The organism is Algiphilus aromaticivorans DG1253, assembly GCF_000733765.1.
Lineage (GTDB): Bacteria > Pseudomonadota > Gammaproteobacteria > Nevskiales > Nevskiaceae > Algiphilus > Algiphilus aromaticivorans.
Window position 1 is genome coordinate 2,323,572 of the sequence record NZ_JPOG01000001.1, and the last position, 13,239, is coordinate 2,336,810.

The 13,239-nt window shown below is 67.7% G+C and carries 13 protein-coding genes; 5 read left to right on the plus strand and 8 right to left on the minus strand.

The annotated features are described in order from the left end of the window. The first annotated feature begins 74 nt into the window (after window positions 1–74). A complete protein-coding gene (cysB, locus tag U743_RS10805; protein ID WP_043768190.1) occupies window positions 75–1,058 on the plus strand; it encodes an HTH-type transcriptional regulator CysB in 984 nt (327 codons plus the stop codon). A gap of 6 nt (window positions 1,059–1,064) precedes the next feature. Here cysB and fghA read toward each other — a convergent pair whose 3' ends face one another. Together fghA and U743_RS10815 are read right to left on the minus strand one after the other, a co-directional pair. Further along, the gene (gene fghA, locus U743_RS10810) at window positions 1,065–1,907 is read right to left on the minus strand and encodes an S-formylglutathione hydrolase (RefSeq protein ID WP_043768192.1); all 843 of its coding nucleotides are present in this window, start codon (window positions 1,905–1,907) and stop codon (window positions 1,065–1,067) included. After that, window positions 1,907–3,013 carry an S-(hydroxymethyl)glutathione dehydrogenase/class III alcohol dehydrogenase gene (locus U743_RS10815; protein WP_043768194.1) on the minus strand — a complete coding sequence of 369 codons (1,107 nt, stop codon included), beginning with the start codon at window positions 3,011–3,013 and terminating at the stop codon, window positions 1,907–1,909. Before U743_RS10815 ends, fghA begins: the two co-directional genes overlap by 1 nt. A gap of 157 nt (window positions 3,014–3,170) precedes the next feature. On the opposite strand from U743_RS10815, the gene U743_RS10820 reads away from it, so the two are divergent. Next, a complete protein-coding gene (locus tag U743_RS10820) occupies window positions 3,171–4,079 on the plus strand; it encodes a bile acid:sodium symporter family protein (RefSeq protein WP_043768195.1) in 909 nt (302 codons plus the stop codon). Window positions 4,080–4,088: 9 nt separating this feature from the next. Next, window positions 4,089–4,430: a YnfA family protein gene (locus U743_RS10825; RefSeq protein WP_043768197.1), complete on the plus strand. Its 342-nt coding sequence runs from the start codon at window positions 4,089–4,091 to the stop codon at window positions 4,428–4,430. 17 nt (window positions 4,431–4,447) lie between these two features. Here U743_RS10825 and U743_RS10830 read toward each other — a convergent pair whose 3' ends face one another. From U743_RS10830 to U743_RS10840, 3 genes are all read right to left on the minus strand, one after another. Beyond that, window positions 4,448–5,377 (minus strand): cation diffusion facilitator family transporter, encoded by a 930-nt coding sequence (locus U743_RS10830; protein WP_052367940.1) that lies wholly within the window; start codon window positions 5,375–5,377, stop codon window positions 4,448–4,450. Beyond that, the gene (locus tag U743_RS10835) at window positions 5,374–5,679 is read right to left on the minus strand and encodes an ArsR/SmtB family transcription factor (RefSeq protein ID WP_043771923.1); all 306 of its coding nucleotides are present in this window, start codon (window positions 5,677–5,679) and stop codon (window positions 5,374–5,376) included. Before U743_RS10835 ends, U743_RS10830 begins: the two co-directional genes overlap by 4 nt. Window positions 5,680–5,881: 202 nt before the next feature. Next, on the minus strand, window positions 5,882–6,304 hold the full coding sequence (locus U743_RS10840; protein WP_043768199.1) for a MerR family transcriptional regulator: 423 nt from the start codon (window positions 6,302–6,304) through the stop codon (window positions 5,882–5,884). A 78-nt stretch (window positions 6,305–6,382) separates the two neighbouring features. Here U743_RS10840 and U743_RS10845 point away from each other — a divergent pair, with 78 nt between their 5' ends. Further along, entirely contained in the window at window positions 6,383–6,766 is a 384-nt protein-coding gene (locus tag U743_RS10845) for a DUF3703 domain-containing protein (protein ID WP_043768202.1), read from the plus strand. Between the two features lie 4 nt (window positions 6,767–6,770). Then, complete coding sequence (locus U743_RS10850; protein ID WP_084191488.1) at window positions 6,771–7,430, plus strand: cation transporter; 660 nt, start codon at window positions 6,771–6,773, stop codon at window positions 7,428–7,430. Window positions 7,431–7,436: 6 nt separating this feature from the next. Here U743_RS10850 and U743_RS10855 read toward each other — a convergent pair whose 3' ends face one another. Genes U743_RS10855 through U743_RS10865 form a run of 3 tightly spaced genes read right to left on the minus strand, consistent with a single transcriptional unit; the run spans window position 7,437 to window position 13,181 of the window. Continuing rightward, window positions 7,437–10,535: an efflux RND transporter permease subunit gene (locus U743_RS10855; RefSeq protein WP_043768205.1), complete on the minus strand. Its 3,099-nt coding sequence runs from the start codon at window positions 10,533–10,535 to the stop codon at window positions 7,437–7,439. A gap of 18 nt (window positions 10,536–10,553) precedes the next feature. Beyond that, complete coding sequence (locus U743_RS10860; protein WP_052367942.1) at window positions 10,554–11,900, minus strand: efflux RND transporter periplasmic adaptor subunit; 1,347 nt, start codon at window positions 11,898–11,900, stop codon at window positions 10,554–10,556. 12 nt (window positions 11,901–11,912) lie between these two features. Then, a complete protein-coding gene (locus U743_RS10865; RefSeq protein ID WP_052367944.1) occupies window positions 11,913–13,181 on the minus strand; it encodes a TolC family protein in 1,269 nt (422 codons plus the stop codon). Window positions 13,182–13,239: the final 58 nt, after the last annotated feature.

Consider the following 13,239-nt stretch of genomic DNA (forward strand, 5'->3'; position numbering starts at 1 on the left):
AAGCCGCTCGGGCACTGGATGCTTCCGAATAAGAACGCGCTGTATTATAGCCGGAGGACCTTATCGGACCGACCATGAAGCTCCGTCAGCTCCACTATATCCAGGAAGTCGCGCGCCGCGGCCTCAACGTCACCGCCGCCGCCGAGGCCCTGTTCACCTCGCAGCCCGGTGTCAGCAAGCAGATCCGGCTGCTGGAGGACGAGCTCGGCGTCGAGATCTTCGTGCGCAACGGCAAGCATCTCACCGAGATCACGCCGGCCGGCGCGCGCATCCTGGAACACGCCGAGCGTGTGCTGCGCGACGTACAGAACATCGAGCGCGTCGCCGAGGAGTTCCGCCACTCCGACCGCGGCGACCTCAGCGTGGCGACGACCCATACGCAGGCCCGCTACGCGTTGCCGCCGGTCATCCAGCGCTTCCGCAAGGACTACCCGCGCGTGTCACTGCATCTGCATCAGGGCAGCCCGCCGCAGATCGCCAAGATGGCGGCGGGCGGCGAGGTGGACTTCGCGGTGGCCACCGAGGCCATGGAGCACTTCGACGAGCTGGTCATGCTGCCCTGTTATCACTGGAACCGCTGCGTACTCGTGCCGCCAGGCCACGCCCTGGCGCAGAAGACGCACCGGCTGAAACTCGAGGAACTGGGCGAGCACCCCATCATCACCTACACCTTCGGTTTCACCGGCCGCTCCAAGCTTGATCAGGCCTTCGCCGCGCGCGGCATCCGGCCCAACGTCGTGCTCACCGCCGTCGACGCCGATGTGATCAAGACCTACGTCCGGCTGGGGCTGGGCATCGGCATCATCGCCAGCATGGCCTACGACCCGGAGGCGGACAAGGATCTGATCATGCGACCGGCCGACCACCTCTTCGAGGCATCGACCACGCACATCGGCTTCCGGCGCGGGCTCTTCCTGCGGCGCTACATGTACGACTTCATCGAACACTTCGCCGATCATCTGAAGCCGGAGATCGTCGACGAGATGGCCGCCATCGCCGACCCGCTGCAGCGACGTACGCGCGCCGCCGAGATGGAGGCCTCGCTGGAATCGCAGTAGCGGCGATCAGCCCCGCAGCACCCGCGCGTGATGCGCGATGTGGTCGGCGACGAAGCTCTGGATGAACCAGTAACTGTGGTCGTAGCCTTCGTGCCGGCGCAGCGTCAGCTTCTGCCCTGAGTCCGCGGCCGCGGCCTCCAGCGCCTCCGGGTGCAGCTCGCGCTCCAGGAACTGATCGGCCGTGCCCTGATCGACGAGGATCGTGTCGGCGCGAGGCTGAGCGCGCATCAGCTCGCTCGCGTCCCAGGCCTTCCAGGCCTCGCGGTCGTCGCCCAGATAGTTCGAGAAGGCCTTCTCGCCCCAGGGCACCTGGCCGGGATTGCAGATGGGCGCGAAGGCCGAGACGGAGGCCCAGCGATCGGGATGGCGCAGCGCTGAAACCAGCGCGCCGTGACCGCCCATGGAGTGGCCGAAGATGCCGCGACGGTCTGTGACGATCGGGAACTCGGCCTCGATCAGTGCCGGCAGCTCGGCGTTGACGTAGCTGGCCATGCGGTAGCCCTTGGTCCAGGGCTCGGCGCTGGCGTCAATGTAGAAGCCGGCGCCGGTACCGAAGTCATAGGCCTCGTCCTCGCCCGAATAGCCGAGACCGCGCGGGCTGGTGTCGCAGGCGACCAGTGCCAAACCATGCTCGGCGGCCAAGCGTTGGGCACCGGCCTTGATCATGAAGGTCTCGTCGGTGCAGGTCAGGCCGGCGAGATAGTAGAGCGCCGGCATCGGCGCGGCTTGCGCCTGCGGCGGCAGATAGACCGCGAAGGCCATGTCGGTACTGGTCTCGACGGAGGCATGGCTATAGAAGCCCATGCGTCCGCCGAAGCAGGCGTGCTCGGAGCGCGTCGTGATCGCCATCAGTATTCGACCACCGCCCGGATGGATTCGCCCCGGCTCATGAGATCGAAGCCTTCGTTGATCTGATCGAGGCTGAGCTTATGGGTGATGAGGCTGTCGATGTCGATCTTGCCGTCCATGTACCAGTCGACGATCTTGGGTACGTCGGTGCGACCACGCGCCCCGCCGAAGGCGCTGCCCTGCCAGACGCGGCCGGTGACGAGCTGGAAGGGTCGCGTGCCGATCTCTGCGCCTGCCGGGGCCACGCCGATGATGGTGGAGACGCCCCAGCCCTTGTGGCAGCACTCCAGGGCCTGGCGCATGAGCTCGACGTTGCCGACGCACTCGAAGCTGTAGTCGGCACCGCCGTCGGTCAATTCCTGGATGTGGGCGACGACGTTGTCGACCTCCTTGGGATTGACGAAGTCGGTCATGCCGAAGGCGCGGCCGAGCTCGGCGCGCGCCGGGTTGATGTCGACGCCGATGATCTTGTCGGCGCCCACCATCCTGGCGCCCTGGATGACGTTGAGTCCGATGCCGCCGAGGCCGAAGACGACGACATTGGCGCCGGCCTCAACCTTGGCGGTGAAGATGACCGCGCCGATGCCGGTGGTCACGCCGCAGCCGATGTAACAGACCTTGTCGAAGGGCGCATCCTCGCGGATCTTCGCCAGGGCAATCTCGGGCAGCACCGTGTAGTTCGCAAAGGTCGAGCAGCCCATGTAGTGGTGCAGTTTCTCGCCGTTCAGCGAAAAGCGGCTGCTGCCGTCGGGCATCAGGCCCTGGCCCTGCGTGCCGCGGATGGCCGAGCAGAGATTGGTCTTCTGGCTGGTGCAGTGCTTGCACTCGCGGCATTCGGGGGTATACAGCGGGATGACGTGGTCGCCGGGCTTGAGGTGGCGCACGCCCTCACCCACATCGACGACCACGCCGGCGCCCTCGTGGCCGAGGATCGAGGGGAAGAGGCCTTCGGGATCCTCACCCGAGAGCGTGAACTTGTCGGTGTGGCACAGGCCCGTGGCCTTGACCTCGATCAGCACTTCGCCGGCTCTAGGGCCTTCGAGCTGCACGGTCTCGATCGACAGCGGCTGGCCGGCGGCGTGGGCGACTGCGGCGCGTACATCCATGAGGGGCTCCTGCTTGTTGTTCGGGATTCGTTGCGGGGACGCGTGGCACTACATCCCCTGTCCGGGACGGATGCTAACGCAGCCGCGCGCAGCATCCCCGCCGCTGCGGCACACTGGCCCGACACCGCATCGCCGCGATGACAACAAGGGGGAGCCCGTGGCCGGTGAGATCCAGTACGACCCGCAGGGCCTGCAGGCGCTCAACTTCGCGCTGGCTGCCATCGTCTTCTCCGTGGCGCTGCACCTGCGCCTGGCCGAGCTGCGCGCAGTGCTTGCCGCGCCGCGTGTGGTGGCGGCCGGCCTGGCCGCGCAGTGGCTGCTGCTGCCGGCACTGACACTGGCGCTGATCCTGCTGCTGCGCCCGGAGCCCGCCTTCGCGGCCGGCATGATGCTGATCGCTGCCTGCCCCGGCGGCAGCGTGTCCAACTACTTCGTGCTGGTGGCGCGCGGCAATGCCCTACTATCGGTGGGCCTGACCAGCTTCTCGACGCTGGCCTGCGTGCTGAGCACGCCGCTGATCTTCGCCGCCGGCATGGCGCTGCTGCCCGCGGCAGCCGACAGCACCCCACTCGCCGTGCCACTGTCAGCCATGCTGTCGCTGCTGGTCTGGACCGTGCTGCTGCCGCTGCTGGCCGGCGTGGCCGTGCAGGCCCTGCTGCCGGCGCTGGCGGACCGCCTGCGCGCACCCTCGCGCTGGCTGGCGGGGCTGCTGCTGGCGGCCATCATCGGCATCGGCTTCTTCAACAACGCCGGGCTGGTCGGCGACTGGCGGTTGGCGCCCATGCTGTTGATGGTCATCGTCCACAACACGCTGGCGCTGGCCGGCGGCTACGGCCTGGCGCGACTGACGCGCTGCCCTGAGCCCGAGGCACGCGCCATCACGCTGGAGACGGGCATTCAGAACGCGGGACTGGGCCTGATCCTGATCTTCAATTTCTATCCCGAGACCGGCGCCATGATGACGCTGGTGGCCACTTGGGGCGTCTGGCATCTCGTCGCCGGTGCGGTGCTGGCGCGCTGGTGGCGGGGACGCCCCCTGTCCGCACCGGAAACCCGCCCGGCATAATCCCCGGCCATGGGTCTATCGCTTGCCAGCCTCGGCTTCTATGTCGCAGCCGCCTTTGCCGAGATCGCCGGCTGCTTCGCTTTCTGGGCCTGGCTGCGCGGTGGTGCCAGCGGCTGGTGGCTCCTGCCCGGCCTGGCCAGCCTCGCGCTCTTCGCTTTCCTGCTGACGCGCATCGACGTCGGCTTCGCCGGCCGCGCCTATGCCGCCTACGGCGGCGTCTACATCCTGGCGTCGCTGTTCTGGCTCTGGGCCGTCGAGGGCATCCGGCCCAGCGGGTGGGATCTTGCCGGCAGTGGTCTCGCCGTGCTCGGCACTCTGGTGATTCTTGCCGGCGCGCAAGAGCAGCGTTGACGCAGCGCCATAACGGCTCAGCGTGACGGCGCGCCGCAGGCAGGGTCCACCCGACAGGCCTCGCGCAGGGTGGCGTCCTCCGGCTGCAGGGTGGTGTGGGTAATGCCGAAGCGCTGGCGCAGCAGCTCCTGCAGTCGCGGCAGCACCTCCTGCCAGCGCTCCAGCCCGTGCAGATCGACATGTGCCGCCAGCGCGCGCTCGCGCGAGGACAGCGTCCAGATGTGCATGTCGTGCACGGTCTGAACGCCCTCGATGTCCGCCATCGCCGCGCCCACCTCGACCGCGTCGAGATCCTGCGGCACGGCCTCCATCAGCACGCGCAGCACCTCCTTCAACAGGCGGAAGGCCGATACCAGAATGAGACCCGCCACGAAGAGCGAGAGCAGCGGATCGATAGGCGTCCAACCCGTGAAATAGATGACCACGCCGGCACCGAGCGCAGCCACCGAACCGAGCAGATCACCGAAGACATGTAGCAGCGCACCGCGCACATTCATGGTCTGCTCGCCGCGCAGCAGGATGACCGCCACCAGGATATTGACGCCGAGGCCGATGGCGGCCACCACCATGACCATCATTCCCGCCACCGGCACCGGCTCGGCCAGCCGCCGCAGCGCGGTCACGGTGACCGCGACGACGACCAACCCCATCAGCAGCGTGTTCAGCAGCGCCCCCAGGACCTCGGCGCGCTGGAAGCCGAAGGACATGCGCCGCGAGGCCGGCCGGCGCGCCAGCCAGGCGGCGACAGCGCCAATGGCCAGCGCGGAGGCGTCGGTCACCATGTGACCCGCATCGGAGAGCAGCGCCAGCGAGCCCGACAGCCAGCCACCCACGGCCTCGACGACCGCGAAGCTGATCGTCACGAGCACCGCCAGCATCAATGTCCGGCCGCTGCCGTGCGCGTGCCCGCCGTGAGAATGATCGTGATGATGGTGGTTCCCGCTCATTCGCCCGGCTCCTGCATGTGCTCGATCATGTCCAGCAGCATGCCGCGCACGTGCTGATCGGCGGCACGATAGAAAACCCGCTTTCCCTGCCGCTCGGTGCGCATCAGGCGCGCCGCGCGCAGCAGCCGCAGATGGTGACTGGCCAGCGATGGGGAAAGACCCAGCTGCTGGGACAGGTCCTGCACGCTCACCGCCTCGTCGAGGCAGGCGCAGACCAGGCGCAGGCGATTGGGGTCGCCCAACAGATGAAAGGTTTCCGCGAGCTGCGCCGCCTGATCGGTGTCGAGTATTTCTTCTGCCATGCGCGCAACATAGCAACGTTCAAACATATATTCAAATATTGATCTTGCTAGCGTGCCCGATACGAGCCGGGCCCTGTCGACACCGCCCTCCTGCCCCACAGTGAGCGCTCCGCACTGGATTCGCAGAGGGCGACCCCTTGTGGTTTCTGGGCCTGCATGGGAAAAGCCGCGCCGCCGTGTCTGATTCAACCCGAAAGGGCGCTTATGCAGGCTGCCCGCCGCTGTCTACCTGGCCCCCCAGGGCTGCGAGAATCCCGCAATCGTCGACCGAGTGGCCGCCCTCGCACGCGGCCCGTAGCCGCTCCAGGCGCATTTCCAGCCGCCGCAGCTGGCTGATGCGCTCACGCACCGCAGCGAGCTGCTCCCTCACGCGCTCGTCCACCGCCTCGCAGGGGCTCGCAGGATGAGCGGCCAGCTGCATCAGCGAGCGGATCGCGGCGATCGAGAAGCCCAGTTCACGGGCCCGGGTGACGAATGCCAGCCGTTCGAGATCCTCGTCACCGTAGTAGCGGTACCCGTTTTCTCCCCTTTGAGGCGGCGGCAACAGCTCGATACGCTCGTAATAGCGGATGTTCGGCGCGATGCAGCCGCTCAAGCGGGCAACTTCGCCAATGGTGTATCGCATGCTGGAACTCGCCCTTTACCTTATAGCGACTATAAGCTTTATGCTCACTTTCGACATCAATTCGGGCCAGGACCGGTCATGACGTTCACTGGAAATATCCGTCCCTACGTAGCCGCCGAGTTGCGCCGCGCCAAGGCAGCCGAAAACTGCGGTGACGCAGCTCTTGCCTTCACGCATCTGGAGCGCGCGCATGTCCTGGGACAGGCATCTACACGAGAGCATGTCAGGGCGCATTGGCACATGCTCCGCTGGGCCGTTCGGCATCGCCTGCTCCGGGAAATCAGCGGCCAGCTCCTGCGCATTATCGGCGCCGCGACCAAGACCGCGATCGGGCTCGTGCCCACCGGCAATACCGGAGGCTCCAACGTCAGCCCCTTCAAGCGACTGCCCATTCCGCCCGATCTCGAAACGACGATCCGAGCTGCACGAAGCGGCGACCATCCGCAATCGCCCGCCGGATAAAGCCATGGCCGGTTGCTGCGACGAGAACGACACCCACCTCGCGGAGTTGCGAGCACGCCAGACGCACATGCTCTGGATCGTGCTCGGTATCAACGCCGTCATGTTCATTGTCGAGTTCACTGCGGGCTGGCTCGCCGCGTCGAACGCGCTGCTCGGCGACTCGCTGGACATGCTCGGCGACTCGCTCGTCTATGGCCTAAGTCTTTTCGTGGTGGCCCGCAGCGTCCGCTGGAAGGCGATCTCGGCCGGCTTCAAGGGCGCGGTCATGCTGACGCTGGGCTTGCTGGTGCTGGGGGATGCCATCGTCAAGGCCTGGTCCGGTGCCGCGCCGCAATATGGCGTCATGGCGACGGTCGGCATGCTCGCGCTTGCCGCCAACACCGTGTGCTTGCTGCTGCTTACACGCCACCGCGGCGACGACGTCAACATGAGTTCGGCCTGGATCTGCTCGCGCAACGACCTCGTCGCCAATACCGGCGTCCTGATTGCGGCCGGACTGGTCGCCTGGAGCGGCAGCCGCTGGCCGGACGTGATCGTCGGCGCCGCGATCGCCTCGCTGTTCATCCGCTCGGCAATTGGCGTCCTGCGCCAGGCCTATCTGACGCTGGGAGAGTCGTCGGCGCCAGCACCGGCCGGCACAGAACCGTGCCGGCGCAGCGCCTGAAGCCGGTCAGAGCCGCACGTCCCGCCGCGGCTCCGCGAACCAGCGGTAGACCGCGGGCAGAACGAGCAGCGTGAGCAGCGTCGAGGTGATGAGCCCGCCCACCACGACCGCCGCCAGCGGGCGCTGGACATTGGCGCCGATGCCGTCGGCCAGCAGCAGCGGCACGAGGCCGAAGATCGAGGTCACCGCCGTCATCAATACCGGCCGCAGTCGATACTCGGCGCCGGTACGCACGGCCTCGGTGAGGTCCATGCCCTGCTCGCGCAGCTGGTTGATGCAGGACACCAGCACGACGCCGTTGAGCACGGCCACGCCGAAGACGGCGATGAAGCCGACGGCGGCCGGAACCGAGACGTAGAGCCCCGTCACCCACAGCGTCAGGATGCCGCCGGTGACCGCGAAAGGCACATTCAGGAAGATCAGCGCCGCGTAGCGCAGCGACGAGAAGGCCGAGTAGAGCAGCAGGAAGATCAGCCCCAGCGTGACGGGCACGACGAGATAGAGCCGCTGCATTGCCCGCGCCTGATTCTCGAACTGGCCGCCGAATTCGACGAAATAGCCCGGCGGCATGTCGATCTCCGCCTGGATGCGCTGACGCAGCTCCTCGACCACGCTGCCCATGTCGCGGCCGCGTACGTTCATCTGCACGTAGATGCGCCGGCTGGCATTGGAGCGCGAGATCTTCTTCGGCCCGGTGTAGAGCGAGACATCGGCGACCCGGCTCATCGGCATGAGCGTGCCGTCCGGCGTTCGCAGCTGCAAGCGCCGTATCTCTTCAAGGCCCTCGCGTTGCCTTTCCTGCAGGCGCAGGAAGATGTCGAAGCGCCGCACGCCGTCGAAGACCTGGCCCACGGCATCGCCCCCGACGCCGACCGCCAGGGTGTTCAGCACCTCGTCGACACTGATGCCGTGGCGCGCCAGCGCGTCTCGGTCCGGCTTGACCACGATCTGGCGCTTGCCGGACTGCTGCTGCATGCGCACGTCGGTGGCGCCCGGAACCTCCCTCGCCAACGCCTCGACCCTGCGGCCGACAGCAGCCAGTTCGTCCAGGTCCTCGCCAAAGATGCTGGCCACGAGCTGCGCCTGTACGCCGGACAGCAGCTCATCGGTGCGCAGCTGGATGGGCTGCGAGAAGTTGTTGGCCAGCCCCGGGATGCGTTCCGAGACCCGTTCGGCCATGGCCGACTGCAACTGCTCGTAGTCGCGGCCGCTGTTCCAGGCCTGCAACGGCTTGAGGGTGATCACCGTGGCGACCACATTGACCGGCTCGGGGTCGCCGCCCACCTCGGCGCGACCCACGCGCGAATAGGTGCCGGTGACCTCCGGAAACTCGCGCAGCACCGACTGGATGCGCCTGCCGTACTGGATGGCCGAATCCAGGCTTGCGCCCGGCGGCAGGGTGGATCGCACCTGGAAGGTGCCCTCGCGCAGGGTCGGCACGAACTCCGAGCCCAGCAGCGGGAAGAGCAGCAGGCTCGCCGCGAACAGCAGCACCGCGCCACCAAGCACGGCCGCCGGCCAGCGCATCGCGCCATCCCGCAACGGGCGGTAGCCGGCCTTCAGCCAGCGCACCAACCGCGGTTCGGCCTGTGCGGCGCCCTTGCGGAACAGCAGCGTGACCATCACTGGAACCAGTGTCAGCGCCAGCAGCAACGCACCCAGCAGCCCGAAGCTGATGGTGGTGGCCATGGGCGTGAACAGCTTGCCTTCGGCGCCCTGCAGCGTGAACAGGGGCAGGAAGACGATGATGATGATGCCGGTGGCGAACACGATCGGCCGTGCAACCTCCCGGCCGGCTTCGCCGACGATGCGCAGCAGCGGCACGCCCTTGCCACGCTGCCGCACCTCGAGGTTGCGCAGCACGTTTTCCAGCATCACCACAGAGCCGTCCACCATCATGCCGATGGCGATGGCCAGCCCACCCAGGCTCATCAGGTTGGCGGACAAACCCACGACATACATGGCGATGAAGGCCGTCAGCACCGACAGCGGCACGCTGGCCACGACGATCAGTGTCGAGCGCAGATTGCCGAGAAAGAGATAGAGGAAGAGCAGGACCAGCACCGCGCCCAGCAGCAGCGCCGACTGCACCGTGCCGATCGCCTTGCTGGTGAGCTCGGCCTGCGAGTAGAAGGGCTTGATGCGCAGCCCGTCCGGAAGGGATTGGTTGATCTCGGCGATCTTGTTCTCGACGTCGACCAGCACCTGCTGGGTATTGGTATCGATCAGCTTGAAGACATAGCCGCCGGCCGATTCCGCGCCGTTGGCGATCTGCGCGCCACGGCGGATGGCGGCGCCATGGGCGACCTCTGCCACATCGCCAACCGTGACCGGGTTGCCACCCTGCTCGGCGACGATGATGGCGCGGATATCGTCGAGCCCGGCCTCGCCCGAAGCCACCCAGCCGTATCCGCGGATGATGTATTCCTCGCCGCCTCGATGGATGAAGGAGGCGCCGACATTGCGGTTGTTGGCGGCGAGCGCGCGGCGCACATCGGCCACGGTGAGATCGCGAGCCAGCAGCGCATTCTGGTCGAGCCTGACCTGGTACTGCTTCTCGAAGCCACCGATGGACAGCACGCCGGTCACGCCGGGCACCGTGCGCAGCTGCGGCTTGACGATCCAGTCCTGGAAGGTGCGCTTCTCCATCAAGGAGAAGCCCTCGCCTTCCATGGTGTACATCAGGATTCGCCCCAGCCCGGTGGTGATCGGGCCGAGTTGTGGCTCACCCAATCCCGGCGGGATCTCGCGCCGCGCCTCGGCCAGGCGTTCGTTGACCAGGCGCCGGGCGAAATAGATATCCGTGCCGTCTTCGAAGTAGACGTCGACGCGCGACAACCCGAAGATCGATGTCGACTGCACCTTCGCCAGATTCGGCAGGCCGTACATGCTGATCTCGATGGGGTAGGAAATCAGCGTCTCCACGTCCTCCGGCGACAAACCCTCGCTGGTCGTGTAGACCTGCACCATCGTCGGCGTGGCGTCCGGGAAGGCGTCCACCGCCAGTCGCTGGAAGGCAAGGTAGCCAGCGATCGCCAACCCGATGACAGCGACGACGACCAGCGCGCGATTCTCGAGCGCCAACCGCAGGATTGCATTGATCATGATGGCCGCCCCGCGCGACTAGTGGCTGTGCGCGGCGCTGCGGCCGCTGGCGGTGAGCGCGGACTTGAGGTCGAAGGCCCCGTCCGTCACAACGCGATCGCCAGGGGACAACCCCTCGCGAATCTCGATGCGGCCGTTGCCTTCGGCGCCGGTGACGACCGGTACGGCGCGGAAAACACCTGTCTCGTCCCCGGGCACGAAGATCACCTGCTCGCCGTCGATCGTCTGCACAGCATCCACCGGCACCAGGGCGTAGCGCGCGCTGTCGTCGGTGACGATACGGGCAGTGCCGAACATGCCGGCGCGCAACGCACCATTCGGGTTGGCGACTTCGGCGCGCACGCGCACCGTGCGCGCGGCCTCGTCCAGTTCCCGCGACACCCAGTTCGTGGTGCCCTCGAAGCGTTTCCCCGGCAAGGCGCGCAACGACAGCGACACCGGCTGACCGGGTGCCAGCCGAGGCAGGTCCTGCGCATCGGCCTCGATCAGCACCCACATGCGCTCGGTGTTGACGATGTGGATGGGGGTGTCCTGCGCGGACAATGTCTGCCCCGGCACCAGATCGCGCTGCTGGATGATGCCGCCGATGGGGGCGGTCAGCGGATAGCGCGACAGGGGCGTATCACCGCCCGCGGCAATACGCCCAATGGCGTCCTCGCTCATCCCGTAGAGCCGCAGTTCGGCGCGCGCGGCGTCGCGCTCGGCCTGCGCCTGCAGGTAAGTGGCTCGCGAGCTCAGCAGTTTCTCCTGGCTGATGATCTGCTGTTCGGCCAGCTTCTCGTGCCGCTGGTGGTTCGCGCGCTCGGCCGAGAGTTTCGCGCGAGCGGTCAGATAGGCGGCCTTGGCACGGCCGAGCGCAACACTGTCCAGATTGGCGACCCTGTCGCCAGCGGCGACGCTTTCGCCAAGATCCCGGCTGACGTCCAGTACCTTGGCCTCCAGCCGTGGCCCGACACGGGCCATTCGATCCGCATCGAAGGCCAACGTCGCGGGCGCCTGCACGCTATCCGTCGCCGTGCCGGCTTCGGCGGGCGCAATCCGCAGCGACAACTGCTCGCGCTGAGCCGGCTCTAGATGCAGCACGCGTTCTTCCTGCGCGTGACGCTCATGGCCCGTTTCACCGCCTTCTTCATGCCCGGCTTCGCCGTGGCCCGATGCTTGCGGGTGACTCGTCCGTGTGGCCCCGGCTTCGTGCCCGCCACTTTCCTGCTCATCGCGCTCGGCAGGAATCGTGTGCTGGGGACGGGCAGCTGCATCGTCACCGGCAAGGGCGGCCCCGGTGCCATCGGCACTGCCACCGCAGGCAGCGGTGGCCATCAATGCACCGGCCAACAGCAGCGGCGCGGCGTAGTTTCGTGTACGCATTCGGCGATTCCTCTATTCGTTGACGGGTGCGTTGTCGAGAGCCATCAGCCCCCCGGTGGCGCGCTCCAGCTCGGTGCCGGTGGCAACCAGTTCGCGCAGGGCGTCGAGATAGTCGCGCCGCGTATTGATCAGGGTGTCCTGCGCGGCGGTCAGTGCCGGCGCGCCTAGTTCTCCCGCCTGGAACGCGCGCTGCGTCAATCGGAAGTTCTCGCGCGCAGCGACCACGACCTCCTCGCTCATGGCCGCCACGCGTTGTCGCGCTGCCTGAAGCCCGCTAAGCGCCGACAGCACCTGCAATCGGACCTCGCGCGCCAGCGTCTCGCGTTGCAGGCGCGCAGCTTCCAGCCCGGCGACCGCCTGCTGCCGCTCGCCGCCGTAGCGGTGAAGCACCGGCAGCGGCAGGGAGAGGCCGCCGCCGGCAATGCGGGAGGCCTCCTCTTCCCGGTAGAAGCCGAAGACCGTCAGGTTGGGAATGATCTGGCGGCGCGCCAGCTGAAGCTCCTCGCGCGCCGCTGCCACTCGCGACGCCGCGGCGGCGAGATCGTCACGCTGCGCGACCGCGCGCTCGATCAGGGCCTGCCGGTCCGGCATGTCCGGAGCGGTGGGTTTCAGCCGCCCGGCGAGCTGCAGCGGGGCCCCCGGCTCCAGCGCCAGCAACGCGCGCAGCCGGATGCGCGCCTGCGCCCGCTCCGAGCGGGCGCGCGCCAGCAGCGCCTTGGCGCGCCCCGCACCGATGCGGGCGACGTTGGCCTCCATGCGGGTACCCTGCCCCGCATCAAGGCGCCGCTCGGCGTAGTCGGCAAGATCCCGGTTGACGGCCACCACGTCCCGCGCGCTGGCCACCGCGCGCTCCGCAACGAGCGTGTCGAGAAAGGCGGCGCGCACGCGTGAACGCGTAGCGACCTGCAGGAAGCGCAGCTCGGCCTCGTCGGCCGTCAGCCGGGCCTGCGCGGCGCGCTCGCGCAGGCCGGCCTGCCCGCCGATCCAGAATTCCTGGCTCAGCCGGATGCCGATATCGGTACTGGCCCGCCCTCCCGGCGCATCGCGATCGGCGGCCTCGAGCCCGAGTCGGGGGTTGGCGGGCAGCACCCGCTCGGCATGGGCCAGCACACCCTCGCGCTGACGCAGTCCGATGCGTGCGGCAATCAGCGTGGGGTTGTGGCGTTCGGCCCAGCCCAGGGCCGCACTCAGATCAAGCGGCGACGGCGGCTGCGCCGGAGTCGCCCAGCATGGTGCGCCGGCCAGCAACAAGCCGGCGACGCACAGCAATCGAAATGCCATCGTGTGTCCTCATCGCAAGGAACAGGCGCAGCGCCTGACGCGCCGCGTTGACGGGCGA